15 protein-coding genes are annotated in these 24,553 nt (G+C 68.0%); 7 read left to right on the top strand and 8 right to left on the bottom strand.

Annotated features, from left to right (window positions below):
• Nucleotides 1-78: 78 nt before the first annotated feature.
• On the bottom strand, nucleotides 79-3,816 hold the full coding sequence (gene putA / locus M2351_RS44185) for a trifunctional transcriptional regulator/proline dehydrogenase/L-glutamate gamma-semialdehyde dehydrogenase (protein WP_264662279.1): 3,738 nt from the start codon (nucleotides 3,814-3,816) through the stop codon (nucleotides 79-81).
• 179 nt (nucleotides 3,817-3,995) lie between these two features.
• On the opposite strand from putA, the gene M2351_RS44180 reads away from it, so the two are divergent.
• The 3 genes from M2351_RS44180 (at nucleotide 3,996) to lhpI (ending at nucleotide 7,394) form a co-directional block, all read left to right on the top strand.
• Nucleotides 3,996-4,457 (top strand): Lrp/AsnC ligand binding domain-containing protein, encoded by a 462-nt coding sequence (locus M2351_RS44180; protein WP_209770032.1) that lies wholly within the window; start codon nucleotides 3,996-3,998, stop codon nucleotides 4,455-4,457.
• Nucleotides 4,458-4,594: 137 nt separating this feature from the next.
• A complete protein-coding gene (locus tag M2351_RS44175) occupies nucleotides 4,595-5,623 on the top strand; it encodes a D-cysteine desulfhydrase family protein (RefSeq protein ID WP_264662278.1) in 1,029 nt (342 codons plus the stop codon).
• A 4-nt stretch (nucleotides 5,624-5,627) separates the two neighbouring features.
• Nucleotides 5,628-7,394, top strand: coding sequence for a cis-3-hydroxy-L-proline dehydratase (gene lhpI / locus M2351_RS44170; protein ID WP_264662277.1), 1,767 nt, complete (start codon nucleotides 5,628-5,630; stop codon nucleotides 7,392-7,394).
• Between the two features lie 11 nt (nucleotides 7,395-7,405).
• On the opposite strand, the gene M2351_RS44165 is transcribed toward lhpI, so the two are convergent.
• The 6 genes from M2351_RS44165 to M2351_RS44140 all read right to left on the bottom strand — a co-directional run bounded on the left by M2351_RS44165 (nucleotide 7,406) and on the right by M2351_RS44140 (nucleotide 16,266).
• Nucleotides 7,406-8,590, bottom strand: a complete 1,185-nt coding sequence (locus tag M2351_RS44165) for an osmoprotectant NAGGN system M42 family peptidase (RefSeq protein WP_264662276.1) — start codon at nucleotides 8,588-8,590, stop codon at nucleotides 7,406-7,408.
• A gap of 28 nt (nucleotides 8,591-8,618) precedes the next feature.
• Nucleotides 8,619-10,361, bottom strand: a complete 1,743-nt coding sequence (gene ngg / locus M2351_RS44160; RefSeq protein ID WP_264662275.1) for an N-acetylglutaminylglutamine synthetase — start codon at nucleotides 10,359-10,361, stop codon at nucleotides 8,619-8,621.
• 9 nt (nucleotides 10,362-10,370) lie between these two features.
• The gene (locus tag M2351_RS44155; RefSeq protein WP_264662274.1) at nucleotides 10,371-12,146 is read right to left on the bottom strand and encodes an N-acetylglutaminylglutamine amidotransferase; all 1,776 of its coding nucleotides are present in this window, start codon (nucleotides 12,144-12,146) and stop codon (nucleotides 10,371-10,373) included.
• 426 nt (nucleotides 12,147-12,572) lie between these two features.
• Entirely contained in the window at nucleotides 12,573-13,904 is a 1,332-nt protein-coding gene (hflX, locus tag M2351_RS44150) for a GTPase HflX (RefSeq protein ID WP_264662273.1), read from the bottom strand.
• A gap of 25 nt (nucleotides 13,905-13,929) precedes the next feature.
• Nucleotides 13,930-14,826, bottom strand: coding sequence for an RNA polymerase factor sigma-32 (locus M2351_RS44145; protein ID WP_264662272.1), 897 nt, complete (start codon nucleotides 14,824-14,826; stop codon nucleotides 13,930-13,932).
• A gap of 840 nt (nucleotides 14,827-15,666) precedes the next feature.
• Nucleotides 15,667-16,266 (bottom strand): LysE/ArgO family amino acid transporter, encoded by a 600-nt coding sequence (locus M2351_RS44140; protein WP_264662271.1) that lies wholly within the window; start codon nucleotides 16,264-16,266, stop codon nucleotides 15,667-15,669.
• Between the two features lie 95 nt (nucleotides 16,267-16,361).
• Between M2351_RS44140 and M2351_RS44135 the strand changes: the two genes are divergently transcribed.
• The 3 genes from M2351_RS44135 (at nucleotide 16,362) to M2351_RS44125 (ending at nucleotide 22,620) form a co-directional block, all read left to right on the top strand.
• Complete coding sequence (locus tag M2351_RS44135; protein WP_264662270.1) at nucleotides 16,362-17,252, top strand: LysR family transcriptional regulator ArgP; 891 nt, start codon at nucleotides 16,362-16,364, stop codon at nucleotides 17,250-17,252.
• A gap of 395 nt (nucleotides 17,253-17,647) precedes the next feature.
• Nucleotides 17,648-19,171, top strand: a complete 1,524-nt coding sequence (locus M2351_RS44130) for a GH12 family glycosyl hydrolase domain-containing protein (RefSeq protein ID WP_264662269.1) — start codon at nucleotides 17,648-17,650, stop codon at nucleotides 19,169-19,171.
• Between the two features lie 305 nt (nucleotides 19,172-19,476).
• Nucleotides 19,477-22,620, top strand: a complete 3,144-nt coding sequence (locus M2351_RS44125; RefSeq protein ID WP_264662268.1) for a carbohydrate-binding domain-containing protein — start codon at nucleotides 19,477-19,479, stop codon at nucleotides 22,618-22,620.
• Nucleotides 22,621-22,775: 155 nt separating this feature from the next.
• On the opposite strand, the gene M2351_RS44120 is transcribed toward M2351_RS44125, so the two are convergent.
• Nucleotides 22,776-23,852: an IS5 family transposase gene (locus M2351_RS44120; RefSeq protein WP_264656639.1), complete on the bottom strand. Its 1,077-nt coding sequence runs from the start codon at nucleotides 23,850-23,852 to the stop codon at nucleotides 22,776-22,778.
• 154 nt (nucleotides 23,853-24,006) lie between these two features.
• On the opposite strand from M2351_RS44120, the gene M2351_RS44115 reads away from it, so the two are divergent.
• The gene (locus M2351_RS44115) at nucleotides 24,007-24,498 is read left to right on the top strand and encodes a hypothetical protein (protein WP_264662267.1); all 492 of its coding nucleotides are present in this window, start codon (nucleotides 24,007-24,009) and stop codon (nucleotides 24,496-24,498) included.
• Nucleotides 24,499-24,553 lie beyond the last annotated feature (55 nt).

Genomic DNA, 24,553 nt, shown 5'->3' with positions numbered 1-24,553 from the left:
GGAACGGACGATGCGGGAGGGGCGATTTAACGGGAAGGGAGGGATGATGTCGACCATCCCTTCCCTCATACCCGCCCCTCAGCTCATCGCGACGAGGCTGGCGTTGCCGCCGGCCGCGGCGGTGTTGACGCTGACCGAGCGCTCGTCCAGCAGCCAGTCGAGGACATAGTCCTCGGCACCGCCGCGCAGACCCTCGCTGGTGGCGGACTGGGCCAGCACGATCGGGCCGGGCAGCTCCGCCAGCCGGCGGTTGGCCGTCACGACCCGTTCCCCATCGCCTTCCACCAGCGCGGCGGCGAGCGGCCCGGCGGCGGTCCAGTCGCCGGTTACGGTCACGCGGCGAGCCAAAGCGGCGGGCAGGCCGCGCAGGATTCCAGCCAGGGCGGCCGGGACGTCCACCACCGCGTCGTTCCCCGTGGCGAAGACGGCGCCCAGTTGGAGCAGAAGGCCTGTTTCCGTCTGCGGCAGCAGCAGGACACGGCCACGCGGGTGCAGTTCGTAGAGGTTCCGCTCGCCGACCGGGCCGACCAGTTCCACGTTGGTGCCAAGCGCGCTGCGGTTCCGGTATTCGGAGCAGCGCTTGGCCTCCGCCGTCCGGCCCTGCTTGCGCAGCCAGTCGCTGTAGGCCTGGGCCGGGGCCAATTCGGCGTCGGCGCCGCGCGTCTCCAGCACCGCCTTCGGGCGGCGGCTGAGCAGGCGGGTCAGGTAGAGCGGGCCACCGGCCTTGGGGCCGGTGCCCGACAGGCCATGGCCGCCGAAGGGCTGCACGCCGACCACCGCGCCGATGGTGTTGCGGTTGACGTAGACGTTGCCGACCGCGATGCGCTCCGTCACACGCTCGATCGTCGCGTCGATGCGCGTGTGCAGGCCGAAGGTCAGGCCGTAACCGGTGGCGTTGATGGCGTCCACCAGACGGTCCAGGTCGTCGCGGCGGAAGCGGACGACGTGCAGCACCGGGCCGAAGACCTCGCGCTCCAGCTCCGCGATGCCGCCGATCTCGATCAGCGTCGGCGGGACGAAAGTGCCGTGCGCGGTTTCCGCCGGCAAGGGCAGCGCCTCGACCCGGCGGCCCTTGGCGCGCATCGCCGCGATGTGGCGCTCAATGCCGGCCTTGGCTTCCTCGGTGATCACCGGGCCGACGTCGGTCGCCAGACGGTCGGGGTTGCCGACGCGCAGCTCCTTCATGGCGCCCTTCAGCATGGCGAGCATGCGGTTGGCCACATCCTCCTGCAAACACAGCACGCGCAGGGCGGAGCAGCGCTGGCCGGCGCTGTCGAAGGCCGACGCGAGCACGTCGCCAACCACCTGCTCGGCGAGCGCGGAGCTGTCGACGATCATGGCGTTTTGCCCGCCCGTCTCCGCGATCAGCGGAATGGGCGCACCCTGCGGGGACAGGCGCCCGGCCAACTGCTTCTGGATCAGCCGCGCCACCTCGGTGGAGCCGGTGAACATCACCGCCCGCGTCCCGGCGTTCCCGACCAGGGCCGCGCCCACCTCCCCCGCGCCGGGCAGAAGCTGGAGCGCGCCGGCTGGCACGCCAGCGGCGTGCAGCAGGCGCACCGCCTCCGCCGCGATCAGGGGGGTTTCCTCCGCCGGCTTGGCGAGCACCGGGTTGCCGGCGGCCAGCGCCGCGGCGACCTGCCCCGCGAAAATGGCCAGCGGGAAGTTCCACGGGCTGATGCAGACCACCGGCCCGACCGGGCGGTGGGTGGCGTTGTCGAAGCGGTCACGGACCTGCGCGCCGTAGTAGCGCAGGAAGTCGATGGCCTCCCGCACCTCCGCGATGGCGTTGGGCAGGGACTTGCCGGCCTCCCGCACGATCAGGCCAAGCAGGGTCGGCATGCGCGCCTGCAACGCGTCGGCGGCGCGGAACAGGCAGGCGGCGCGCTCCGCCGGGGGCGTGGCGGCCCAAGCCGCGGCTGCGGCTTCGGCGTGGCGGAAGGCGACCTCGACCACCTCCGGCGTCGCCTCGATGACGGAGCCGACAACGTCGCGGCGGTCGGCCGGGTTCAGCACCGCCTTGGCCTCTCCGGCGCGCTCGCCGTCGGCCAGCAGGGGGGCGGCGGTCCAGGCGACGGCGGCGCTGGCGGTCAGGGCGTTGCCCAGCCGCTCCAGTTCCTGCTCGTTGGACAGGTCGAGGCCGGCGGAGTTCGCCCGCTCCGGCGCGTAGAGGTCGCGCGGGTTGGCGATCAGCGCGTGCGGCGCGCCCAGCGGCTGGATGGCGCGCGCCACCTCCACCGGGTCGGCGATCAGCTCCTCGACCGGCACGGCCTTGTCGGCGATGCGGTTGACGAAGGAGCTGTTGGCCCCGTTCTCCAGCAGGCGGCGGACCAGATAGGCCAGCAGAGTCTCGTGCGTGCCGACCGGCGCGTAGATGCGGCAGGGCCGCTTCAGCGGGCCGACCACCTCCGAGTAGAGCGGCTCACCCATGCCGTGCAGGCACTGGAACTCGTACTTGCCGACCTGGAAATCCGGTCCGGCCAACTCATAGATAGTGGCAAGCGTCTGGGCGTTGTGGGTGGCGAACTGCGGGAACACCGCGTCCGGGGCGCCCAGCAGCTTGCGCGCGCAGGCGACGTAGGACACGTCGGTGTAGACCTTGCGGGTGTAGACTGGGAAGTCGTCCAGACCGTCCAGCTGGGCGCGCTTGATCTCGGCGTCCCAATAGGCGCCCTTGACCAGCCGGACCATCAGCCGGTGGCCGCTGCGCCGCGCCAGGTCGATCAGGAAATCGATGACGTACGGGCAGCGCTTGCCGTAGGCTTGCACGACGAAACCGATGCCGTTCCACCCCGCCAGATCGGCGTCGAAGCACAGCGATTCCATCAGGTCGAGCGAGAGTTCCAGCCGGTCGGCCTCCTCCGCGTCGATGTTCAGGCCGATGTCGTAGCCCTTCGCCAGCAATGCCAGCGCCTTCACCCGCGGCAGCAGCTCGGCCATCACACGGTCGGCCTGCGCGCGCGAATATCGGGGGTGGATCGCCGACAGCTTGATGGAGATGCCCGGCCCCTCGTACACGCCGCGCCCGGCCGAGGCGTTGCCGATGGCGTGGATGGCGCGTTCGTAGTCGGCGTAGTAGCGGTCGGCGTCCGCGGCGGTCATCGCCGCCTCGCCCAGCATGTCGTAGGAGTAGCGGAAGCCTTCCGATTCCATCTTGCGGCTGTTGGCCAGCGCCTCCTGGATCGTCTGGCCGGTGACGAACTGCTCCCCCATCATGCGCATGGCGAAATCGACGCCGCGCCGGATCAGCGGTTCGCCACCCCTGGCGAGCATGCGGGTCAGCGCGGAGGACAGCGCCGGCTCGTCGACCGAGGCGGTCAGCCGGCCGGTGATCAGCAGGCCCCAGGTGGCGGCGTTGACGAACAGCGACGGGCTGTTGCCCAGATGCGCCTGCCAGTCGCCGCCCGCCAGCTTGTCGCGGATCAGGGCGTCGCGCGTGCCGGCGTCGGGGATGCGCAGCAGCGCCTCCGCCAGGCACATCAGCGCCAGCCCTTCCTGGCTCGACAGGCTGTATTCGTGGATCAGCCCCTCCACGCCGCGGCCGGGCGGCTTGGCGCGCAGCGCGGTGATCAGCTTGCGGGCCGTCTTCCGGGCCGCTTCGGCGACCGCGGGGGGAGGCGTCGCCTGGTCGAGCAGGAACGGCAGGCACTCGCCCTCCGGCCGGCGGTAGGCCGCCGTGATCGCGGCGCGCAGGTCGCTGGCCGGGCGGATCGGCGGCGCGAAGAGCGCGAAGGGCGGCGAACCGGCGATTGGGGTGCCGGCCTCCGCGCTCGTGGCCGAGGTCGTGGTCTGCGAGGGGGTCGTCATGCTGGTCATGGAGGTCGTTCGCCCTGTTCGGCAAGCCCGCATCAAGCCGGGGGAACGGCCGCCGGAACAGGCGCCGGTGACCCCCGAACGTCACAACAGAAGGCTAACGGCAAAGTTTCCGTGCTTCCATAACGACTTTCGCCGATTTTCCGTTATAACCGCGGACAACAATGTATTGAGGCGTCGGAATGACGGAGCTTGATAAATTCGACCGGCGGATCCTCGCGATCCTGCAGGTCGATGGCCGCGTATCGACGGTGGAGCTTGCCGAACGCGTCGGCCTGTCGCCAACCACGACGGGTGAACGCCTGCGGCGGTTGCAAAAAGATGGCTACATCACCGGTTTCGGCGCGCGGCTGGACCCGCACCGCCTGGGCTTCGGGCTGCTGGTCTTTGTCGAGGTGCTGCTCGACAAGACGACGCCGGACGTCTTCGACAAGTTCGCCCAGGCGGTGCGCGACATGCCGGAGGTGCTGGAATGCCACATGGTCGCCGGCGGGTTTGACTATCTGGTGAAGACCCGCGTGGCCGACATGGCCTCCTACCGGCGCTTCCTGGGCGACATCCTGCTGTCCCTGCCCGGCGTGCGGGAGACGCGCACCTACGCCGTGATGGAGGAGGTCAAGAACGACAGTCCCCTGCCGCTGTGATGCCCACGGTCCCGCACCGAGGGCATACCAAAGTGCTCTGGCCAAAGCGCTCCGGCCAAAGCACGCCGGCGAGTCCCTTGCTGTGTGCAACGAAGGGCTGGCACAGTGTCGGCCCCCATCGCGCAGAGGGTTTGGTGATGCAGCTTTCAGACGCCCTGAACCGGTTTCCCCGGGTTCCCCTGCTGGACGGACCGACGCCGATCCAGCGCCTGCACCGGCTTGAACAGGCGCTCGGGCCAGCCCTCGCGGGCGTCCGGCTGTCCATCAAGCGCGACGACCTGACGGCGCTTGGCGGCGGCGGCAACAAGCTTCGGAAGCTGGAATTCCTGGTCGGCGACGCCCGTGCCCAGGGGGCCGACACGATCATCGCCGTGGGCGGCGTGCAGTCCAACTTCGCGCGCCTCGCGGCGGCGACGGCGGCCACGCAGGGCATGGATTGCGAACTCGTCCTCGCGCCGCTCGTCCCACGGGCCGGCGACGAGTATGAGCGGAACGGCAACGTCCTGCTCGACAGCCTGTTCGGCGCGCGCATGCACACCCTCGCCCCGGGGATCGACGCCGCCGCCTTCGCGCAGGACCGGGCGGAGACGCTGCGCCGGGCCGGGCGGGTGCCCTATGTGGCGACGTTGGGGGGCTCCACGCCGGTCGGCTGCTTTGGATACGCGGCCTGTGCGCTGGAGGTGCAGGAGCAGTCCCGCGCGCTCGGCGAAACGTTCGCGGGCATCGTCCTTCCCAACGGCAGTTCGGGGACCCACGCCGGATTGGCGGCCGGCTTGAAGGCGCTCGGCGAAAATCCCGCCCTGGTCCGGGCGCACACCGTGCTCGCACCGGCGGAGGCCGCGCGGCAGGCCACCATCGACAAGGGCAACGCCACGCTCGACCTCCTGGGCGTTGGCGCACGCCTGGACGCGTCGGACATCGACGTGTCCGGCGGCCAGCGCGGGGAGGGCTATGGGGTGGTGACGGACGCGATGGTGGAGGCTGTCCGCCTCATGGCGGGGCGGGAGGGGGTGTTGCTCGACCCCGTGTACAGCGGCAAGGCGTTCGCCGGATTGCTGGCCGATGTCCGGTCGGGCCACTACCGGCCGGGCGACCATGTGCTGTTCCTTGCGACGGGCGGCGCGCCCGGCCTCTACGCCTACGCGAGCGCGTTCCTGAATGGCTGAACCTATGGAAGACAAATCCCGGCGGGAATGGACCGGCCGGTGCCTGGTCGAGGGCTACGCGCTGGGCCCGGTGATCCATTCCGACACCCCTCTCAGCTTCTGGGGCGGGGTCGATTCCTTCACGGGCACGGTCATCGACCGTCACCATCCGCTGAGCGGCCGATCCCTTGCCGGCGCGGTGCTGGCCATTCCCAGCGGGCGGGGGTCCTGCTCCGGAAGCGGCGTGATGCTGGAGCTGATCCTGAACGGGCATGGCCCGGCCGCGCTGGTGCTGGAGCGGCCGGACGACATCCTGACGCTCGGCGTGTTCGTCGCGGAGGAGATGTTCGGACGGTCCATTCCCGTCGTCGTGGCCGGACCCGACCAGTTCCCGCGGCTGGCCCAGGCGGGCTGGGTCGAGGTGGCGGGCGACACCCTGCGCCCATTGTCCGGGCCGGACGACGCGGCCGGGGCGCCGGCCGGAGCGGCCGTTCCGCTGGGCGCTCCGCCTGATGTCGCGCTGACGGAGGCCGATTGGGCGCTGCTGGAGGGGGTGGGCGGCCGGGCGGCACAGGTCGCCATGCGGATCATCCTGCGCATGGCCGCCTTCCACCGCGCCGCAGAACTGATCGACGTGCGCCAAGCCCACATCGACGGCTGCCTCTACACCGGGCCGGGCGGGCTGCGCTTCGCCCAACAGCTGCGCGACTGGGGCGGCCGGGTGCGCATCCCCACCAGCCTGAACGCCATCTCGGTCGATCGCCGCAACTGGCGCGACCAGGGTGTGGAGGCGGCGGTCGGCGAGCCGGCGAGCGCGCTGGCCGACGCCTATATCGCGATGGGCGCACGGCCGACCTTCACCTGCGCGCCCTATCAGCTGGACAGCGCCCCCCGCCGTGGCGACCAGATTGTCTGGGCGGAATCGAACGCGGTGGTCTACGCCAACAGCGTGCTGGGCGCTCGCACCATGAAATACCCGGACTATCTGGACATCTGCGTCGCCCTGACCGGCCGGGCGCCGCTGTCCGGATGCCATGTGGAGGGCAACCGCCGGGCGACGGTGCGGATCGACGTTCCGTTCCGCGCGGACTTCGACGAATCCTTCTACCCCTTGCTGGGGTATCAGGTCGGAGCGATGGCCGGCGACCGGATCCCGGTGATCGTCGGGCTGGAGACGGCCGGGCCGACCACCGACGACCTGAAGGCCTTCGGGGCGGCCTTCGCCACCACGTCGAGCGCGCCGATGTTCCACATCCTCGGCGTGACGCCCGAAGCGACGGCGCTGGACGCTGTGGTGGAGGACGCGGCCCCGACCTGCGCCGTGAGCCTTGCGGACCTGCGGGAGCGCTGGGCGGAGCTGAACAGCACGGCCGACTTGGGTGTCGATCTGGTGTCCCTCGGCAACCCGCATTTCTCGGACACGGAATTCGAACGGCTCGCCGCGCTCTGCCGGGGCCGGGCGAAGCATCCCGACGTTCAGCTCGTGGTCACCTGCGGCCGCGCCACGCAGGAGACGGTTGCCGCCCGCGGCCTCATCGCGGAGTTGGAGCGCTTCGGCGCCCGCACCGTCACGGACGTCTGCTGGTGCACAATCAGCGAGCCTCTGTTCCCCGCCGCGGCGCGCGTGGTGATGACGAACTCCGCGAAATACGCCCACTACGGGCCGGGCTTGAGCGGGCGCCCGGTCCGTTTCGGCAGTCTGGCGGCGTGCGTGGAGGCGGCTTGCACGGGACAGGCCACCGCACAGCCGCCGTCCTGGCTGTCGGTCAGCCGCCCCTCGGTACCGGAGTAGACGGGACCCGCTCAGCCTTCCGGCGTTTCGGCGGGTGTGGTCGGTTGCCAGGGGAAGGCGCCCATCGGGCCGATGCCGAGACGGTCGCGGGGAACGGCCACGTCGCTCTGCATGTACAGCGCGATCAGTTCGGCAAGCGAGCGCAGCGCGTCCTTGTGGATGCGCTCGTAGCCGTGGGAGCTGTCGATCCCGAAGCAGACGAGCGCGGTGCGGATGTCGTTGCCCGCCTCGATGGCTGCGGCGCTGTCGCACCGGTAGTAGCGGAAGACGTCGCGCTGGTGGTCGATGCCGTGGTCGCGGCACAGTTCCAACAGCTTGTGCGTCAGATGATAGTCGAACGGGCCGGAGCTGTCGGCCATGGCGACGGTCACGCCGAACTCGCGGCTGTTCTGGCCGGGCGCGGTGGTGCCGTTGTCGATGGTCACCATCTCCGCCACGTCCTGGTGCAGCACGGACGATGCGCCCGACCCGACCTCCTCGGAGATGGTCAGCAGCAGGTGGCAGTCCACCGGCAGCAGCGCCTGGCTGTCCAGGATGGACTTGGCGGCGCCGAACATCACAGCCACGCCGGCCTTGTCGTCCAGATGGCGGGAGTTGATGAAGCCGTTCGGGTTGAATTCCGGCTGCGGGTCGATGGCGACGAAGTCACCGACGTTGAAGCCGTGGACCAGCAGGTCCTCCTCCGTCGCGCAGCAGGCGTCGACGCGGATTTCCAGGTTGGTCCAGTCGACCGGCTGGGTATCGATTTCCGTGTTGAAGGTGTGGCCGGACGCCTTCAGCGGCAGGATGGTGCCGCGGTAGCTGCCCCGGTCGGTGAAGACGGTGCAGCGCGCCCCTTCGGCGAAGCGCGCCGACCAGGTGCCGATCGGCACCAGTTCCAGCCGGCCGTTGGCCTTCAGCATCTTGACCATGGCGCCCAGCGTGTCGACGTGGGCGACAATGGCGCGGTCCGGGCTTCGCCGGGCCCCGATCAGATCGGCGCGGATGGCCCCCCGTCGGGTCAGCTCGAAGGGGATGCCCAGGCGGCGGAACTCGTCGCCGCAGAAATGCACGATCTGGTCGGTGTAGCCGGTCGGGCTGGGGATTTCGAGCAGGCGGCGCAGGATGTCCGTGACGTAGTCCATGTCGATGACCGGGCGCGCGCCCGGCTCGGTTCCAGCCAAGGCCGTGGTCCGCGTCAAGCTTGACTGCTCCATGCCTGCTCCTTGAAGATCCATCTGAAAATCAGGGCGCCGAATAGGGGAAGAGAAGGTCGAGGAAGCGTTCGGCGGTGGGCTGGGGTTCGTGGTTGGCCAGGCCCGGCCGTTCGTTCGCCTCGATGATCACGTAGTCCGGACCCATCAGGTCCGGCACCAGCAGATCCAGCCCGACCACCGGGATGTCCAGCGCTCGGGCGGCTTCGACGGAGGCTTCTACCACGCGGTGGTGCAGGCGGTCGGTGATATCGTGGAGCGTACCTCCTGTGTGCAGGTTTGCCGTCTTGCGCACGGCCAGAACCTGTCCTTCCGGTAGAACGTCGTCCATGGAAAAGCCGGCGTCGCGCACGCAGCGCTCCGTCTCCTGGTCCATCGGGATGCGGCTTTCCCCGCCCGTGGCGGCAGCACGGCGGCGGCTCTGCGCTTCGATCAGCTGGGCGATGGTCCGGTCCCCGGTGCCCACCACCTCCGCCGGGCGGCGGACCGCGGCGGCGACCACGCGGTAGTCGATGACCAGGACGCGCACGTCGTGCCCGCGCACGAACTGCTCCATCAGCACCGTCTCGCAGATCGTTCGCGCCTTGTCGATCGCCCAGGACAGCGTGTTCGCGTCGCGCACGTCCACGGTGATGCCCTGCCCCTGCTCGCCGCGCGCCGGCTTCACGACAACGCTGCCGTGGCGTTCCAGGAAGGCGACGTTGTCGTCCATGCCGTTGGCGACCATCTGGTCCGGCACCGACAGGCCGGCCTTGACCATGGCGCGCCGCGTCACCGACTTGTCGTCGCAGCGGTAGAGCGCCACCGCCGAGGTCAGCTCGCTCAGGCTCTCCCGGCACAGGATGCTGCGCCCGCCGAAGCTGAGGCGGAACAGGTTCGCCTCCGCGTCCACGACCTCCACCCCGATGCCGCGGCGGCGCGCCTCGTTGATGATGATCATGGCGTAGGGGTTGAAGCCGGCGTCCACCGCCGGGCCGGCGTACAGCTTCTCGTTGATCGGGTTCTTGGTCTTCAGCGCGAAGACCGGCACCCGCTTGAAGCCCAGCTTTTCATAAAGTGCGATGGCGTTCTGGTTGTCGTGCAGGACGGACAAATCCATGAAGCTGCGGCCGCGCGCCCGGAAATGCTCGGCCAGCGCGCGCACCAGCGCCTCGCCAATGCCGGGATAGGCCGCCTGCGGGTCGACCGCGAGGCACCAGAGGGAGGAGCCGTTCTGCGGGTCCTTGAAGGCCCGCACATGGTCAACCCCGGTAACCGATCCGATGACGGCACCACTGACCGGGTCGGTGGCGATCAGGTGAGTCAGCACGCGGCTGTCGCGCTCCGCCCAATAGAATTCCGGATCCAGCGTGACCATGCCGCGCGCCGCGTAGATGCGGTTCACGGCGTCGGCGTCCTGCCGCCCGCGCGGCGCCTCGATGGTGAAGCCGCGGAGATCCTGGCTCGGCCGGAAGCCCGCCAGACGCAGGCGGTAGGTGTGCGAGGGGTCGAGGAACAGCTCGTTCGGCGCCTGGGACAGCGCGACGTGCGGATCCTCCAGGTAGAGCGCGATGTCCCGCCGCCCCGGCCGCTCCTGCCGCATGGCCTCGATCAGCGCCTGCACGTCCCCGAAGGTGTGCGCGAACAGAAGCCGGCCCCAGCCGCAGTCCACCGTCGCGCAGGGCATCGGCCCGGTGGCCCGCTGGCCGCGCGCCTTGTGCATCTCCGCGCCCTGCAACGCGGCCACGAGGACACGTTCGATGCGATAATTCGGACGAATGTGATTGTGCATCATCGTATGGCTTCAGATCCCATGGGTTTGCAGCCAGAACTCCAGCAAGGCGACCTGCCAGAGCTTCGACCCGCGCAAAGGCGTGATGTGGGTTTCCGGATCGGCCAGAAGACGGTCCAGGTAAGCCGGATTGAACAGCGCCCGTTCGCGCGCGGCCGGCTGGTTCAGCACGTCGCGCACCAGCTCCAGGTAGGGCCCGCGCAGGTATTTCAGCGCGGGCACGGGGAAATAGCCCTTGGGACGGTCGATGACTTCCGACGGAACGACCTTCCGGGCGGCTTCCTTCAGCACGTATTTGCCGCCGTCGCGCAGCTTCAGCTCCGCCGGCACGCGCGCCGCCAGTTCCACCAGATCGTGGTCCAGGAAGGGCACGCGGCCTTCCAGCCCCCAGGCCATGGTCATGTTGTCCACCCGCTTCACCGGGTCGTCGACCAGCATGACCGTGGTGTCGAGCCGCAACGCCTTGTCCACCGCGCGGTCCGCGCCCGGCCGGTTGAAATGGGCGGCGACGAAGGCGCGGCTGGCGTCCTCCCCGGCGAGGAAGCGCGGGTTCAGCGCCTCCGCCATCTCCGCGTGGTCGCGGTCGAAGAAGACCTTGGCGTAGGCGGACACAGGGTCCGTTGCGTCCATCATCGGCGGGTACCAGTGGTAGCCGGCGAAGATCTCGTCGGCGCCCTGCCCGCTCTGCACGACCTTCACGTGCTTGGACACCTCCTGCGACAGCAGGTAGAAGCCGATGGCGTCGTGGCTGACCATCGGTTCCGCCATGGCGCGGACGCAGTCGGCCAGCGCCGGCAGCGCGCGGCCGCTGTCGATGAACAGCTTGTGATGGTCGGTCCCGAAGCGTTCGGCGATCAGGTCGGAGTATTGGAACTCGTCGCCCTTCTCCTGCCCGACCGTCTCGAAGCCGATGGAGAAGGTTTGCAGGCCGCTCTGCCCCGCTTCCGCCAGCAGGGCCACGATGACGGAGCTGTCCAGGCCGCCCGACAACAGCACGCCGACCGGCACGTCGGCCACCAGCCGCCGCTCCACCGCCTTGCGCAGCGTGGCGAGCACGGCGTCCTGCCAATCCTGTTCGGACATGCGCTCGTCGCCGGGTTGCGGGGCGAAGACCGGCGCCCAGTAGGTCTCCTCCGTCCGCCGGCCATCCGGCTCCAGCGTCAGCAGCGTGGCCGGCGGCAGCTTGCGCACGCCCTTCAGGATGGTCAGCGGTGCCGGCACCACGGCGTGGAAGCTCATGTAATGGTGCAGCGCCACCGGGTCGATGTCGGTGTCCACGTCGCCGCCCGCGAGCAGCGCCGGCAGGGAGGAGGCGAAGCGCAGCCGTCCCGGCGTCTCGCTGAGGTACAGCGGCTTGATGCCCAGCCGGTCGCGGCACAGCACGACCTTTCCGCTGTCGCGTTCCCAGATCGCAAAGGCGAACATGCCGTACAGCCGCTCGACGAAGCGCGGGCCCCAGGCATGGTAGGCCTTCAGCAACACCTCGGTGTCGCCGTGCGAGAAGAACCGGTAGCCCCGGCCCTCCAGCTCCGCCCGCAGTTCGGGGTAGTTGTAGATGCAGCCGTTGAACACGATGCCGAGGCCGAGCGCCGGGTCGAGCATCGGCTGCTGCGAGGCCTCGGACAGGTCGATGATGCTGAGGCGCCGGTGACCGAAGGCGACGCGCCCGTGCGCGAAAACACCTTGTCCGTCCGGACCGCGCAGGGCCAGGGCTTCGGTCATGGAGCCGACCGCGGACGCCGAGGCCGGCCGTGAATCAAAGCGGATTTCCCCGCTGATGCCGCACATTGTGGGACTGGTCTCCGTCTTGGGGCTGGTGCCGGAGTGAAGGGGGGCGCCGCAACATCGAGAGAGGGCGGGCGGACGAACGGTGCCCTTCAAACAAGCGTCAGCGGCAATGGTTGCAGCCGCAGCAAAAGGCGGGCATAGCCGAAAAACAAAGAGGGGCCGCCGTTTCCGGCAGCCCCTCCATTGTCGATCCGCAATCCATCGGACTACGGCGCGTCTTTATCAGACGAGGGAACCCTTCGCGATGAAGGAGAACCCGGTCACAGCGCCCGACGGCAGCAGAGAAAGACAATGAGACACGAGATCACCTCCTTTCGGTTGTTGACGACTAACAGGCATATGGACAGCGGTGCGGCGGGCTACAAGCCTTTTTGCAGAAAAATACTGCCGTGATATTTTTGCGGCCCGCGCCGGTTTGAAAACATATCAGGCCACGGCCCGTTCTTCCCGCTGGTGGCGCAGGCGGGCGAGCGTCGCCGGCTCGATCGCGATCTGAAGGTGAGTGTGCCCTTCATCCTCGCGGCGGTCCAGCACCTCGCCATGGGCATAGAGCCAGGCGAGCGTCGCGCCGTCGGCGTGCGCCACGTCCATCTCCACCACCGCCCGGCCGGCGGTCATGCGGCGGTCGAGGATGCCGAACAGGTCGTCCAACCGCTCCCCGGTCGCCGCCGACACCGCGCAGGCGCTGTCGGACCGGTCGGTCCGGGCGAGGACGGAGGCGCGCTCCTCCCCATCCAGCCGGTCGATCTTGTTGGCGACCTCGATCACCCGCGGGTCGCGCTCGGGGTCGATGCCGAGGTCGCGCAGGATGGCCTCCACGTCGGCCTTTTGCGCCTCGCTGTCGGGATGCGCGATGTCGCGGACGTGCAGGATGATGTCCGCCGCCTGCACCTCTTCCAGCGTCGCGCGGAAGGCGGCGACCAGATGGGTCGGCAGGTCGGAGACGAAGCCCACCGTGTCGGACAGGATCACCTTGCGGCCCGACGGCAGAACCACCTGCCGCATGGTCGGGTCGAGCGTGGCGAACAGCAGGTCCTTGGCGAATACGTCCGCGCCGGCCATCCGGTTGAACAGCGTGGACTTGCCGGCGTTGGTGTAGCCGACCAGCGCCACGACCGGGTACGGCACCTTGGCGCGCGCCTTGCGGTGCAGGCCCCGGGTGCGGCGGACGTCCTCCAGCTCCTTTTTGATCTTGACGATTCGGTCGCCGATCATCCGGCGGTCCATTTCCAGCTGGCTTTCGCCGGGACCGCCGAGAAAGCCGAAGCCGCCGCGCTGCCGTTCCAAGTGGGTCCAGGACCGCACGAGGCGCGACTTCTGGTAGCTCAGCGCCGCCAGCTCAACCTGAAGCTGGCCTTCGTGGGTGCGGGCGCGGTCGCCGAAGATCTCCAGGATCAGGCCAGTCCGGTCGATGACCTTCGCCTCGAACGCCTTTTCCAGGTTGCGCTGCTGGACCGGGGTCAGCGCGTGGTCGACGATGACCAGATCGATGGCTTCGCCGGCTGCGCGCGCCTGCTCCAGCGCTTGCGCGTACTGCTCGATCGCCCCGCCGCCCAGGAGGGTGGCCGGGCGCGGCTGGTTGACCTTGACGACCGCGGCCTGAGCCACGTCCAGGTCGATGGCCGACGCGAGGCCCACCGCCTCCTCCAGCGAGGATTCGGGGCTGCGGTCCGACTCGGTCCCGCGCAGGACCGGGTGAAGAACAAGGGCGCGGCCCGAGGTGGACCGCGAGGTTTCGGTGTTCAGATGCGTGCCCATAAGGTTCCTTGGTCGTGCCCGCGCGTCAGGCGCGGGCCAGTTCGCGGCCCTTACCGGCCGCAGCAATCTGTTGCTCCCTGGCGCTCGCCACGACGGCCTTCTGGACCTTCTCGAAGGCGCGCACCTCCAACTGGCGGACGCGCTCGCGCGAGACATGGAAGTGCTGGCTCAGCTCCTCCAGGGTCAGCGGTTCCTCGCGCAGGCGGCGGGCGACCAGGATCTGCCGCTCGCGGTCGTCGAGCACGCCGAGGCCCAGCTTCAGGAACTGCTGGCGCCGCTGGCGCTCTTCCGCCTCGGCCAGATTGGCTTCCTGGTCCGGTCGGTCGTCGGCCAGCTGATCCTGCCACTCGCTGTCGCCGTCCTCCGCCAGGGTGGCGTTCAGCGAGCGGTCCATGCCCAGGCGGCGGTTCATCTCCACCACCTCGGCGGCCGGCACGTTCAGCTCCGTCGCGATGCTCTCCACCGCCTCCGGCGTCAGATCCCCGTTGTCGAGGTCGTTCATGCGGGCCTTCAGGCGGCGCAGGCTGAAGAACAGCTTCTTCTGCGCGCCGGTGGTGCCGATCTTCACCAGCGACCAGTTGTGCAGCACGTATTCCTGGATCGCCGCGCGGACCCACCAGCTGGCGTAGGTGGCGAAGCGGAAGCCCTTGTCGGGGTCGAACTTCTGTGCCGCCTGCATGACGCCGACGTTGCCCTCGGCGACCAAGTCCGACAGCGGCAGGCCATAGCCCTGGTAGCCCCGCGCCATCTTGAAGACGAGGCGCAGGTGGCTGCCGACCAGTTTGTCGAGCGCCGCCCGGTCCTGCCGATCGCGCCAGCGGATGGCGAGGTCGCGTTCCTGGTCGGGCGTCAGGTAGTCGTACTTCCGGGCTTCCTGCAGGTGCTGCTGCATCGGCTCGGTGAAAGCGATGTGGGATGCCATCGTTCTGTCTCTCCAAGCCGACCGGAAGGACGCCGCCGGGCTTTCCCGGCGGCGTCCTTCCGTATCGGTCTTCGTTGTGGTTGGTGCAGTGGGGTCGGTTCTCAAGGCCGGCATTCGACGCTGCCGGTGGGCGTGCATCGCGTGGATGCGGAAAACTGGTCTGCAGGAGCAGGGAACCTCCCCGGCCCCGCGGGCAGCGCCATGACCCGGGAGGAGATCACGGCTGCCGGCACGCCACGGGGCCGGAGAGGAGGGGAAAGGCGCGCTGTCCTCAGCGCCGCCGAACCGGAAATTTCTGGTCCTGGGTTGTAACTTTGAAGCGAAGCGTCGTCATTTGACCGCCGCAACAACTCTTATATAGAGCCAGCGCAACATCTTTCAAGACCCTGAGAAGCACAGGACTTCGATGCTTCTTGTGTTCCTGGCGCCGCGCACTTGACTTAAATAGGTGTTCGAAGGTCGCTTTTCAAGATCACGGCGCCCGAATTCAAGCCTTTCGGCCCTTGGCGGCTCAGCTCTTGTCGGCAGAATCCCGGGGGGAACGCGGAGATGGTGACAGGGCTGGGCGTGCGCAAGAGGGTGCCCGCCGAAAATTGATGCCCTCAGGGAGAATGGGCGGCCTGCCCCACTGTCGGAGCTTGGTTCGCTCGGGCCGGCCGCAAGCCCGCTTCAATGAGCCCTGACGATGCCATCACCCGCCGGTTTCCCGCAATCGCACATGCGGCTGGCGTCCACGCCCCGACGGGTGGCGCCGGCGCCATGTGGACTCCGCGCTTGGGGCAACAGTCGCCTCGACAGGGCCGCCCCGAGTGGCGATCCTCGTCCACCGAAAGTGGGGGATCAAACCACCAGCGTCGCGGCGATCGTGCACATGACCACACCGATGCCGACGTCCAGCACCCGCCACGCGCCGGGCCGCGCGAAGACGGGGCGCAGCAACCGCGCGCCGTAGCCCAGCGAAAAGAAGAACAGGAAGGAGGCCGTCATCGCGCCCAGCGCGAAGGCGTGCTTCCCCGCCGCGAACTGCGTGGATACGGAACCGACCAGCACCACCGTGTCGAGGTAAACGTGCGGGTTGAGCCAGGTCAGCGCCAGGCACGTCAGCAGCGTCGCGCCGAGCCCGGCTGGGACGGCCGCCGCCGGCGTCAGCGCTCCGCCCGAGCGAACGGCCGCCCGGAAGCTGCGCAGGCCGTAGACGAGGAGGAAGGCCGCACCCGCATAGCGGATCGCCGTTTCCAGCCACGGCACCCAGGCGCCGGCCTGGGCGAAACCACCGACCCCCGCCAGGATCAGCACGGCGTCGGACAGCGCACAGGTCAGGCAAACCGCCAGGACATGCTCGCCACGCAATCCCTGGCGGAGCACGAAGGCGTTCTGCGCCCCGATGGCGACGATCAGGCTGAGGCCCAGCAGCAGGCCGGGAACGAAGGCGGACAGCATGGCGGCCCTTTCCGGTTGCGAAGGCCATTCCGCTACCACGGCGGGCTGGATTAGAGTGCTTAAAGTATTTTCTGCGCGTTAAGGAGCGCTAATCCATGCTGGACTACGCCCTGCTCACCGCCCTGGCGGCGGTGATCCGCACCGGCAGCTTCGAACGGGCGGCTCAGCTGCTCCACGTCACCCCCTCGGCCGTGTCCCAGCGCGTGAAGCTTCTGGAGGAGCGGCTGGGGACGATCCTGGTGGTGCGAGGATCCCCCTGCACCGGCACGCCGGCCGGGCAACGGCTGTGCCAGCATGTGGAGCAGGTGTCGCTGCTGGAAAGCGAACTGCGCGACGAACTTCCCGGCATCCCACACGCCGGTCCGCCGGTGACGGTGCGCCTCGCGGTGAACGCGGACAGCCTCGCGACCTGGTTCGTCGCCGCCATGGCCGAAACGCCGGACTGCCTGTTCGACCTCGTCCTGGACGACCAGGAGCACAGCGCCGACTGGCTGCGCCGGGGCGAGGTCCTGGCCGCGGTGACCGCCAGCGCCAAGCCGGTGCAAGGCTGCGACAGCACGCCGCTCGGCGCCCTGCGCTACGTCGCGACCGCCAGCCCAGCCTTCGTCCGCCGGCACTTCCCCGAGGGGGTGGACTCCACATCGCTCGCCCGCGCGCCGCGCCTGACCTTCAACAGCAAGGACCGGCTGCAGGCGCTGTGGACGGAACGGGCGTTCGGAGCGGAGATCGCGTCGCCGACACACTGGCTTCCCTCGTCCCAGGCTTTTATCGACGCGGCGCTGGCCGGGCTCGGCTGGGGCATGAATCCGGAGATGCTGGTCACCGGGCACCTGCGCGACGGGCGGCTGGTCGCCCTGGTCCCGGACCAGCCGCTGGACGTGCCGCTGTTCTGGCAACGAAGCCGCATCGCAAGCCGGACGCTGGCCGACATCACGCGCGCTGTCCTCCGTACGGCCACCGCCTTGCTGCACCAGCCGGAGGGATAGAGGCTTGGCGGATTCAGCGCGATTCCAGAAAACGCTCTCGTCCGAGAATCATGCCTGAATTTAATAATATTACCCCTTATGGCGCCCAGATGTCTTTCAGCAACCCCAGCCGAACTAGCCTTTGATTGTAAGTGAAGCCAACGGCCGTTCGCACTATATGGAACGCCCATCAATCATCCGCATCGGCATAATCTTCGTGCGGATGAAAATTGGCCACTCACATACACGTCAGAGGAAGGGATATGGCCACCACTATCACTGGAAATACTGAAAAATATCAAAATGGCTCGTGGGTGGCCACCAACAACGTCTGGGACCCAGGAAACCTGGTCAACGGGAAGGATTTCAACCAAAGCATCACGTTCAACACCCCGGGATCGCCCAACGATACGGTAATGTCCTGGAGTTGGCCGTACGATTCGAGCAAGCCGCTCACCTACAATAATTTTCCCGTGAAATCCTACCCGACCCTGATCGTCGGCAAGAGCCCCTGGGAAAACACGCCTTCGACGTCGCAGAATTTCCCGGCGAAAGTCAGCGGCATCGACGATTTCAAGGTCAGCTACAGCTTCGGCCTCGTCGGCAACCAGAACCTCTACAACGTAGCGTTCAGCTTCTGGGTCGGACCGGATCCCTCCTCGGGCACGCAGGGCGTGGCCGACGAGATCATGGTCTGGGTGCACACCGGATTCTTCACGCCGGACGGCTCCGTGATCGGAAGCTTCAAGGATTCCAACGGCACCGCCCAGATCACCAACTCTTCGTCGGAAAAGCGGGGGTGGGAATACACCGCCTATCAATACAGCAAGGACGCGTTGAGCGGGACGATCGACGTCGGGGCCATCCTGAAGGACCTGACGGCGCGCGGCATCGTGGACAAGAACCAGTACCTGCTGGACATGGAGGTCGGCTCTGAAGTCGCGGCCGGCCGCGGCGGGTTGACGGTAAACTCGCTCAGCTACACCCTGAACAACCACTCGGACACGTCCAACCCCGGGACCGGGAGCGGCGGGACCGGGAGCGGGGGAACCACGCCGAACACCGGCACCGGTGGCACGACGCCCAGCACCGGGACGGGCGGAACCACGCCGGACACTGGAACCGGCGGGACCACGCCCAACACCGGAACGGGCGGCACCACGCCCAGCACGGGAACGGGCGGGACCACTCCGGACACCGGAACCGGCGGGACCACGCCCAACACCGGGACCGGCGGCACCAAACCGGACACCGGAACGGGTGGCACCGGGACGGGCTCCACGCCGAACACCGGTGGCGGTCCGGGAACGGGGACGGGAACGGGCACGCCCCCTGGGGATAGCCAGCCGAGCACAACGGGTGGCGATACGGGCGGGAATGCGGGCGGAACGCCGACATCCCCGATGTTTTCCATCACCGACCAGACGACCGGAACGCACAGGACGGCGCAGGCCGAAGCCTATAAGGGCCCGGTCGCGTCGCTCAAGAACCAGTTCATGGGCTCCGACGACAACGAGGCCGTGGTCGGCACCGCCGACAACGACTTCATCAACGCCAAGAGCGGCATGGACGCCATCGACGCCAAGGAAGGCGATGACGTGCTCGACGGGGGCACTGGGTCGAACTTCCTGACCGGCGGCGCCGGCACGGACACCTTCTTCGTCGATGGCCGCGGCGGCGACGTCACCTGGTCCACCATCACGGACCTGCAGCAGGGCGAGTGGGTCATCGCCTGGGGTTGGAAACCGGACGTGTCGACGCTGTCCTGGGCGGAGATGGAGGGAACCGGCGCGTCCAAGGGCGCCACGGCCCACATCGACCTCGACGGCAACGGCAGCGTCGATATGAGCATCACCTTCTCCGGCATGGCCTCGGGCGCCCTGATCCACCTCCCCGGCCAGACGGGCGATGCCAACTATCTCGCCTTCCAGGTTTCCTGATCCATGTGGTGGTCCGGCGTCGGCGCTCGCTCCGACGCCGGACCACGGCTGAGCGGCTTCATCGACTGAGAACGACTGGCAGAAGAGTCGCGTGTTGAGCTTGACCTGAGCCGTACGCCGACTATTCTTGTCGATGCGAAGACTTTCTAACCGATGCTCAAGCATTTCCAATCGATGGCCAGAGCTACTTTATGTCACGGCTATTTACATCGCTAACTTTATGTTAACCAAACATCTTATGACCTGATTAAGCATGTCGGCCCAACCTCCGGATGAACAGAGCCGAAGGTGGTACGAGGTCTGACATGGCAACCGACACAACTGGCCTTATGGACGTGACCTTTGCTGTGAACGCCTGGGGCGTTCCAGCGGGTGGCAAGTGGCCGCATTTCGTGCTGCGCCTCGACGGTGTGCAGATCGGGGAAGCAACGGTCGCATCGGCCAGCCAAACCCGATACACCTTCACAGCCCGCGTTCCGGCCGACCAAGCCCACAAGCTGCAATTGCAGTACGACAACGATGGTGCGGTGAACGGAGAGGACCGCAACCTTTTCATCAAGTCGTTCGAGGTGAACGGCGCCCCGATCCTCAGCATCGACCCGTCCGTCACTTACGACACCGGCGACATCGACGGTAAGAACGTCATCGCCGGGCAGACGGAAATGTACTGGCGCGGCGCACTGAACGTGGACATGCCCAAGACGCTGTTCGCCTCCGCCCCGCCCACCACGACGCCGGCTCCGGCCACCATGACCAGCACGATCGTGGTCAACGCGTCGGGCGTGTCGGCGAACGGCACCCCGCCGCACTTCAAGCTGCTGGTGGACGACAAGGTGGTCGGCGACGCCTGGGTGAACGCCAGCAGTTCCACGCCCTACAGCTTCAAGGTCGACGTGGACCCGAACGAGGCCCACAAGATCCAGGTCTGGTACGACAACGACGCCACGGTGAACGGCCAGGACCGCAACCTGTTCGTCCAGGGCATCAAGATCGACGGGCAGACGATCAAGTCGACCGACGCCATGGCCTCCTACGACAAGGGGCCGGTGGACGGCAAATTCGTGGTCGCCGGGCAGGAAGGCCTGTACTGGGGCGGCGCCCTGACCTTCGGCGTGCCGGAGGATTACTTCGGCGGCACCTACGTGCCCCCGCCCCCGCCGCCCCCGCCGCCGGTCCTGACCACGACGGACATCACCGTCACTGCCTGGGGCCAGTCAGCCGGCGGCGTGGCGCCGCACTTCAAGGTGCTGGTCGACGGCAAGATGATCGGCGACGGCCGCGCCACCTCCGGCAACCCGACCGCTTTCACCTTCAAGACCGACCTCGACGCGACGCAGGCGCACAAGGTCCAGATCTGGTACGACAACGACAGCACCGTGAACGGCCAGGACCGCAACCTGTACGTCAAGTCGGTGTCGATCAACGGCCACACCGTCAACGCGACCGACAGCATCGTCACCTACGACAAGGGTGCCGTGGACGGAAAGGACGTGGTCAAGGGGCAGGAAGGCCTGTACTGGGGCGGCGCGCTGAACGTCAACGCGTCGGCCGACCTGTTCAAGCCCGCCCCGCCGCCGCCGCCCGCACCGCCGAGCGCCCCGGCCTTCTACGTGGCCACCAACGGCAAGGACACGTGGTCGGGCAAGCTGGCCCAGCCGAACGCCGACGGCACCGACGGCCCCTTCGCCTCGCTGGAACACGCCCGCGACGCCATGCGGTCGAGCAACATCGACACGACCTACGTGCGCGAGGGCACCTACCACCTGATCAAGACGCTGGAACTGACGTCCCTCGACAACGGGCACAGCTTCCGCAACTACCCCGGTGAGACGCCCACCCTCAGCGGCGGGGAGGTCGTCAAGTCCTTCACCAACGAGGGCAACGGGATCTATTCGGCCAAGCTGTCCAGCCCGACCGACCTGGACCTGACCATCGGCGGCGTGCGCCAGCATCTGGCGGAAAAGGGCGCGTTCGACAACGCCGACCCGACGTCCGGCTGGTACTTCGCCGACGCCGGCAGCGGCGGCCCCAGTGGCTGGGCCATTCGCTACCACAGCGGCGACATCTCGTCAGCCGACCTGGCGCCCGGCACCAAGATTCAGGTGATGGACGCGGAACGGCTGTCCGACACGCTGACCGACGTGGTCAGCATCGACAACGCCAGCCGCCAGATCATCCTGAAGAACGGCGCCTCCCTGCCCTTCACCGAGGGCACGACCTACAAGCTGCTGAACAACGCGGCCTTCGTCAACCAGGCGGGCGAGTTCGCCTGGCGGTCGTCCGACGGCAAGCTGGTCTTCAAGCCGGCCGACGCGGCGCATTTCGCGCAGGACGGGGTCGAGGTCGCGCGGCTCGGCACGCTGATCCGCCTGAACGGGGCCAGCGGCGTGACGGTCGAGGGGCTGGGGTTCACCAACACCACGACCGGCGGCAACGCGCTGGAGCTGACCGGCGCCTCCAACAACCACATCGGCAACAACAGCTTCCTCAACGTCGGCACGGCGATCAAGCTGACGGCCGGGTCGTCGCACAACCTGATCGGCGGCAACGTCCTGGACCATCTGGCGGTCAACGGCATCGACCTGGACGGCCGCAGCAACGCCAACACCGTCTACGCCAACGACATCTCCCACATCGGCGAGGTGCGCAAGGCGGTGGCCGGCATCATCGGCACCGGCGTGGACGACAACCTGATCACCAACAACGACGTGGACGGCAGCGCGCGCTACGGCATCTCGCTGAAGAACTGGGACTCCACGAACATCAACCACAACAACGTCATCCAGTACAACCACGTCACCAACACCGGTCTGGAGACGGCGGACGGCGGGGGCATCGAGGTGCTGGGCCGGTCCGGCGTGGACACCGGCACCATCATTAAAGGCAACTGGGTGGAGAACGCCGGCGGCCTCGCCACCAGCAACACCGACCAGTGGCTGTACGGCCAGAAGGGCTTCGGCATCTACCTGGACGACATGACCGGCGGCGTCACCGTCACCGACAACTTCCTGAAGAACACCGGCTGGGCCGCGGTGCAGATCCACGGCGGCGACAACAACCTGGTGTCCAACAACGTCTCCATCATCGACGCCAACAACCACGACTTCATCCGCGTGGAGTGGGCGCCGGTGCACGGCGACGCGGGCCTGCCGCGCAACAACACCATCACCGGAAACATCATCAGCGGCACGCTGCCGCTCGACGACTACATGGAGCTGCTGACCGCCGGTGACCCGGTGATCGACAACAACCTGATCTTCAACCTGCCGAAATACGGCGACCACGACGTGATCGGAAAGCCGCTGTTCACCAACGCCTACTACGGCGACTATTCGCTGCAGGCGGGCTCCCCGGCGTTCGGCATGGGCATCCATGACCTGTCCTGGGCCAGGATGGGGCTGGGCGGCTACAGCGCGTCCGACGCGATGCCGCACTTCTGGGACGCGTAAGCTCTAACAGGATGCGGAAAAACGGGCCGATGCAGCGCCTTCGCCTCTGCTGAGGCTTGAAGATGGCGTTTTGAACGCCCGTTTTGGTCGGGATGGAGCGTTTTTCCTCGCTCCGAGGCTCCCGGAGCCGCCGTTCAGGCGGACTCCGGGCACGATTACGCTGCAGCCAGCAGCTTGGGCAGGCGGATCAGGTTGTAGGCGGCAGCGGTCAGGGTGAACATCCAGCCGACGCGAGCCGTGCCTCGGTGACGGGTCTTGCGCAGCCCGGCCGCTTTGATCCAACCGAACACCTCTTCGATCCGCTTGCGGATCCGAAGGCTGACGGCGTAGCCGGGGTGACGGGTGGTCCGGCCGTCGATCGCCGAGCGGCGGTTGCTGGTGTTCTGCGCGACATGCGGGGCGGCGCCCAACTCGCGCAGGTTCGCCACGAAATCCTTGGTGTCATAGGCCTTGTCGGCGGCCACCGTGATGCGGTGGCGCCCGGGAATGGCCTCGACCATGGAGACCGCCGCCTCGCGTTCGGCCAAGCCGGTGGCCGCGGTGAGCCGGACATCGACCACCAGGGCGTGGCGGTTCTCCATCAGCGCGTGGCCCATGAAGGCCAGTTTCGCCGGCTGCCCGTGGCCCTTGCGGTACAGCCGCGCCTCGGGATCGCTGGTCGAGGCGTGCGTTTCGTTGGACCGCTTCTCGCCATGGAAGTCGCGTTCACCGTTGCGCCCCGGGCCCGGCGGCTCGCCGCTGCCGTCCTTGGGCCGGAAGCTCTTCACCGAGGCCCACGCTTCGATCAACGTGCCGTCCACCGAGAAGTGCTCGTCCGACAACAACGCCTTGACCTTCGGCTGGCCCAGCACGGTGGCCAGGAACTTGGCCGCCACATCGCCGGCCAGCAGACGCTCACGGTTCTTGGTGAAGACCGTCACGTCCCACACCGGGGCATCCATCGACAGGCCGACGAACCAGCGGAACAGCAGATTGTAGTCCAACTGCTCCATCAACTGGCGTTCCGAACGCACCGAGTAGAAGGCCTGGAGCAGCAGCGCACGCAGCAGCTTCTCCGGCGGGATCGAAGGCCGTCCGATCTTCGAGTACAGACCCTCGAAGGCTGGCGACATCACCTCCAGCGCTTCATCCACGATGGCCCGGATCGCTCGCAGCGGGTGGGTGGCCGGAACCCGCGCCTCGCAACTTACGTAGCTGAACAGACCCTCGCTGCGTTCGTCCGAACCCCGCATCGTCCCCTCGCCGGCCGCTTTCTCCACGACCGGAGGGAATCACGACCGCCCGGCCGGGCAAAGCCTTTTTCCGCGTCCTGCTAAAGGAATACGGATCAAAGCACGGGCGGACTCTGTTCTTATGGGGTATCCCCCAGGGAAGGAGGTTCCGCCCGTGTTCCGTTGCCGCTCCCTGATCCGTCTTTCCTTGACTCTGTCGGCCCTGCTGGCCCTGACCACCGCTTGCGCCGATCCCGGCGCCGACGAGGCGCTCGCAGCGCAAAGCGCGCTGGTCGGCATGCCCAAGGGGACGCTGATGTCCTGCGCCGGCGTCCCGCAGCGCGAGACCGCCAGCGGCGCGCTGGAGTTCCTGACCTACCAGGCGGGTTCCGTCAGCTACTACGCCCCGCCGCCGCCCATCGGCTATCCATGGGGGGCGCCGGGTTGGCGGCACCGCGCGCTGGACTACGACCCATGGGACTATTACCCGCCGGTTCCCGGCGACGTGGTGGACCGGCGCTGCGAGGCGACCTTCACGCTGGACGGCGGCGTGGTCCGGCAGTTGGTCTACCGCGCATCGTCACAAGGCGCCTGCGCCGCCATCGTGCAGAATTGCTTGGCCCTCGTGCCGCAGCGCACCATATCGAGGGGCACCCCGCCGGGGTAAGGCACCGGAGCCGAGCCCGCATCGAACCCGACCGCATGAACCCGACCGCGATGAA

The sequence above is a fragment of the Azospirillum canadense genome (assembly GCF_025961225.1).
Taxonomy (GTDB): Bacteria; Pseudomonadota; Alphaproteobacteria; order Azospirillales; family Azospirillaceae; genus Azospirillum; species Azospirillum canadense.
The sequence above is the reverse complement of the archived record's forward strand: the minus strand, read 5'-3'. Positions and strand labels throughout refer to the sequence as shown.

Bases quoted from the DNA above. Each gene is read 5' to 3' on its own strand.
- putA (WP_264662279.1), bottom strand. From the start codon at position 3,816: ATGACCAGCATGACGACCCCCTCGCAGACCACGACCTCGGCCACGAGC.
- M2351_RS44180 (WP_209770032.1), top strand. From the start codon at position 3,996: ATGACGGAGCTTGATAAATTCGACCGGCGGATCCTCGCGATCCTGCAG.
- M2351_RS44175 (WP_264662278.1), top strand. From the start codon at position 4,595: ATGCAGCTTTCAGACGCCCTGAACCGGTTTCCCCGGGTTCCCCTGCTG.
- lhpI (WP_264662277.1), top strand. From the start codon at position 5,628: ATGGAAGACAAATCCCGGCGGGAATGGACCGGCCGGTGCCTGGTCGAG.
- M2351_RS44165 (WP_264662276.1), bottom strand. From the start codon at position 8,590: ATGGAGCAGTCAAGCTTGACGCGGACCACGGCCTTGGCTGGAACCGAG.
- ngg (WP_264662275.1), bottom strand. From the start codon at position 10,361: ATGATGCACAATCACATTCGTCCGAATTATCGCATCGAACGTGTCCTC.
- M2351_RS44155 (WP_264662274.1), bottom strand. From the start codon at position 12,146: ATGTGCGGCATCAGCGGGGAAATCCGCTTTGATTCACGGCCGGCCTCG.
- hflX (WP_264662273.1), bottom strand. From the start codon at position 13,904: ATGGGCACGCATCTGAACACCGAAACCTCGCGGTCCACCTCGGGCCGC.
- M2351_RS44145 (WP_264662272.1), bottom strand. From the start codon at position 14,826: ATGGCATCCCACATCGCTTTCACCGAGCCGATGCAGCAGCACCTGCAG.
- M2351_RS44140 (WP_264662271.1), bottom strand. From the start codon at position 16,266: ATGCTGTCCGCCTTCGTTCCCGGCCTGCTGCTGGGCCTCAGCCTGATC.
- M2351_RS44135 (WP_264662270.1), top strand. From the start codon at position 16,362: ATGCTGGACTACGCCCTGCTCACCGCCCTGGCGGCGGTGATCCGCACC.
- M2351_RS44130 (WP_264662269.1), top strand. From the start codon at position 17,648: ATGTCCTGGAGTTGGCCGTACGATTCGAGCAAGCCGCTCACCTACAAT.
- M2351_RS44125 (WP_264662268.1), top strand. From the start codon at position 19,477: ATGGCAACCGACACAACTGGCCTTATGGACGTGACCTTTGCTGTGAAC.
- M2351_RS44120 (WP_264656639.1), bottom strand. From the start codon at position 23,852: ATGCGGGGTTCGGACGAACGCAGCGAGGGTCTGTTCAGCTACGTAAGT.